Source organism: Novosphingobium sp. PhB57 (assembly GCF_004342985.1).
Lineage (GTDB): Bacteria > Pseudomonadota > Alphaproteobacteria > Sphingomonadales > Sphingomonadaceae > Novosphingobium.
Genome location: NZ_SMBO01000035.1, coordinates 1 through 2,932, shown reverse-complemented (window position 1 = coordinate 2,932; position 2,932 = coordinate 1). Strand labels below are relative to the sequence as shown.

Genomic DNA, 2,932 nt, shown 5'->3' with positions numbered 1-2,932 from the left:
TGTTGACCCTGCCCATCAGCGGCAGCACATAAACCAAACACGCCTGGGTCAATTCTCAATGAAAACCCCGGGTCACATCTCAGTGCAACTCAACACTCTGCCCGATGACGAGAAAAAATTGTTCGAATCCATGCGGGTTGTGCATAGCGTCACCGCGTCGCTCCGCGAAATCATGTCTCCCGACGAAGTCGATCCGGCGCGAAGGGTGATGCAGCATGAGCATCCGCTAGTTCGCACGGACAGCAATGGCAGCAAGTCACTCGTCATCGGATCAACCGCCGATCTGATCGTCGGCAAGAGCCGGGCCGAGAGCCGCGCGATCCTTGCGCGCCTGCTGGAATGGTCAGTGCAACCTGCTTTCAGTTACCGCCACGAGTGGGAGGACGGGGACTGCGTGGTCTGGGACAACACTTCCGCGTTGCACCGTGTTATTCCTTACGGCGAAAACTCGGGCCGTCTGATGAACCGCACGACGATCGCCGGGATAGAAGCCCCCGCTTAATCTGGTGTTCGGAGCCGATGGAGTGGCGGGTTTTGATCGCAGCCGACGTTCAGGAGGTCGCGTCGGGACGGCGACAATTGGGTCGCGATCTGCCGTCTGCACCCGGCGGCGTCGCATTGAAGACTGAACGGCAAGGATGGGTCGGCGTGGGAAAGGGCTGATCGAATTGCGAACTCGCCCTACGTGCTGCTAATGGCAAACCCCCATTTCTACCGGTGTGAGCTCATCTGCATGTCGCGAATGTCGTCTATGGCCGTGATCGCCGCCTTGATCATGGCGAGCCCCTTGCGAGCAGAGGACAGGCTCAGCGTCGACATTTATGCCATTCCGTCGCAATCTATTGTCGACGCGGTGGAAACGGCAAGCGTCGACCTTGCTGCCCGAGGTATGACGACGTTTCGTGCCCAAGGCTACCCGGCGCACGTCACACTTTACCTGACGCAGTACCCGGCATCTGCAATGCCTGCGCTGAAAGCCGCTGTTGCCAAGGCTGCAAAGGCGTGCAGGACAATACCTCTGTCGGTCACTGGCCTGGAGAAAAGCGCCTCCAACTGGCTCTTTCTAAAGGTCGACCGAACTGCAGCTCTGCAGCGATTGGCCGACGAAATTACGCTTGCGGCAGAACCACTGCGATCGCACGATTTAACAGCCCCGGCGTGGATTCACGAACACCCCGCGAAGCTTCCGGCATTCGAACGCTATGGATCGCCAAACGTTTTCATGCAGTTCGATCCACATCTGACCCTGCTCGCTAATGAGGCCAATCCGAACCTGAGCGAATATATGGCAGATGCGGCGCCCCGCGCGCGCCGTACCGCGGGCCTAGTGAGGGGGATTGGTCTGGGGGTCGTCGACACGAACGGCCAATTAATCAAGACCCTGGCGGAATATCGCTGCAGAGCATGATCGAGCTTGTTGAGAACAGTGGTATGCACCCATCGTTGGCAACCCACGAGCATTGTCACATATCTGTCATATTGACGCGCCGCGAAAGGTTGGCCTAGCTCTCCGCATATTGGAGACCTGCCTTGAAGTTCAAATTGCCGATTGCAGCTGCGGTCACCGCGACCGTGCTTATTGCTACATCTGCGGCTTCGAATGAAAGACCCAAGGGTTACCTCGAGCCGGGCGAATTCGATGTGACGCATGTCGTAGAGCCGGCGCCGCGTCCGGGCGATCCGCGCTACGAAACTGACCGCAAAATCTTCAACGCAACCCGCAAGCTCGTCGATACGCCGCGATGGAAGTTGGCGGCGCAGGATGCCGACTATACCGTACCGGCACTGGCGCGCGATTTCAGCTGCGCGGTGGGCGTCCAGCTCACACCAAAGAATGCTCCGAAGCTGATGATGCTGATTGAGCGCGCTGGCTCGGATACTGGCGCGCAGTCGAGCGAGGCGAAAGCCGTCTACCAAAGGCATCGCCCCTTCACGATCGACAAGGGCCGGATCTGCCAGCCCGAGTCCGAGCTCTATGATGAAAAGAAGCATCGGATGAGCTATGATTATCCTTCCGGCCATACGACTTGGGGATGGACCTGGGCTCTTGTCCTCTCAAGCATCGCGCCGGATCGTGCTCAGCCGATCCTGGAGCGTGGCCGGGCATACGGCGACAGCCGCTTCGTCTGTGGGGCTCATAATGAGAGTGCTGTCGAGGCGGGCATGCTGTCGGCCACTGCCACGATGGCATTAGTGCAGACCAAGCCGGAATATCAGGCTGATCGCGAGGCTGCGAGAGCTGAACTCGATGCCCTGCGCCAAAGCGGTGAGAAGCCTTCCGGATGCGATGCCGAAGCCTCGTTGCTAAACCAGCGGGTGATGCCGCGCTTCTGAAAGCGGGCTCATGCTCGCGTCATTGTTGCTTCCCCTGATGTGACCAGCTTAGAGTTGCTTCGTTGGGACTTACCGAGCTGGAAAATGGCACTTCAGACGCATGCTCTTCCTTATCGCCTGGTAGGCGACAGCTTCGAAGTCCTGCTGGTAACTTCGCGGCGCAAGCGAAAGTGGATTCTTCCTAAGGGCAAGATAGAGATCGGCGAGACAGCGGCGCAGCGCGCGGCCATCGAAGCTTTTGAGGAAGCCGGGGTACGCGGCACTGTCTCCGCCAAGCCGCTGTTGGCGTCCTCCTTGGCAGACCCCAGTCGAGCCCATATCTACCCGCTCGCAGTGCTGGAAGAACTCGAGCAGTGGCCCGAAATGGCCTTGCGACAGCGTGCCTGGTTTTCATTTCCAGAGGCACGGGCAAGATTGAAAAATGAGGGAGTGCTTCATGCTCTCGATTCTTTTGCCGCGACGATTTTTCATGACGGCGGCCCTGTTGTCCCGATGGGCTAGGGGGGACTGTCAGGAATTCCGTGTGTGGGCAGGCGGTCGATCATCAGGCCGCCATGGCTCTGATGAAGCGTTCGCCGAAGATCACGGCAAACTGTGC

The 2,932-nt window shown here is 58.8% G+C and carries 4 protein-coding genes; all 4 read left to right on the top strand.

The window, feature by feature from the left end:
* Window positions 1–502: TauD/TfdA family dioxygenase (locus tag EDF58_RS25680; RefSeq protein ID WP_207913197.1), on the top strand; the 502-nt coding region annotated here is incomplete at its 5' end.
* Between the two features lie 249 nt (window positions 503–751).
* Complete coding sequence (locus EDF58_RS25675) at window positions 752–1,408, top strand: 2'-5' RNA ligase family protein (protein ID WP_243654525.1); 657 nt, start codon at window positions 752–754, stop codon at window positions 1,406–1,408.
* A gap of 122 nt (window positions 1,409–1,530) precedes the next feature.
* Window positions 1,531–2,334 carry a phosphatase PAP2 family protein gene (locus tag EDF58_RS25670; protein ID WP_132270618.1) on the top strand — a complete coding sequence of 268 codons (804 nt, stop codon included), beginning with the start codon at window positions 1,531–1,533 and terminating at the stop codon, window positions 2,332–2,334.
* A gap of 84 nt (window positions 2,335–2,418) precedes the next feature.
* On the top strand, window positions 2,419–2,835 hold the full coding sequence (locus tag EDF58_RS25665; protein WP_132270616.1) for an NUDIX hydrolase: 417 nt from the start codon (window positions 2,419–2,421) through the stop codon (window positions 2,833–2,835).
* Window positions 2,836–2,932: the final 97 nt, after the last annotated feature.

What these genes read in the sequence shown, in the direction of transcription:
- EDF58_RS25675 (WP_243654525.1), top strand. Translation starts at nt 752, where the DNA reads ATGGCCGTGATCGCCGCCTTGATCATGGCGAGCCCCTTGCGAGCAGAG.
- EDF58_RS25665 (WP_132270616.1), top strand. Translation starts at nt 2,419, where the DNA reads ATGGCACTTCAGACGCATGCTCTTCCTTATCGCCTGGTAGGCGACAGC.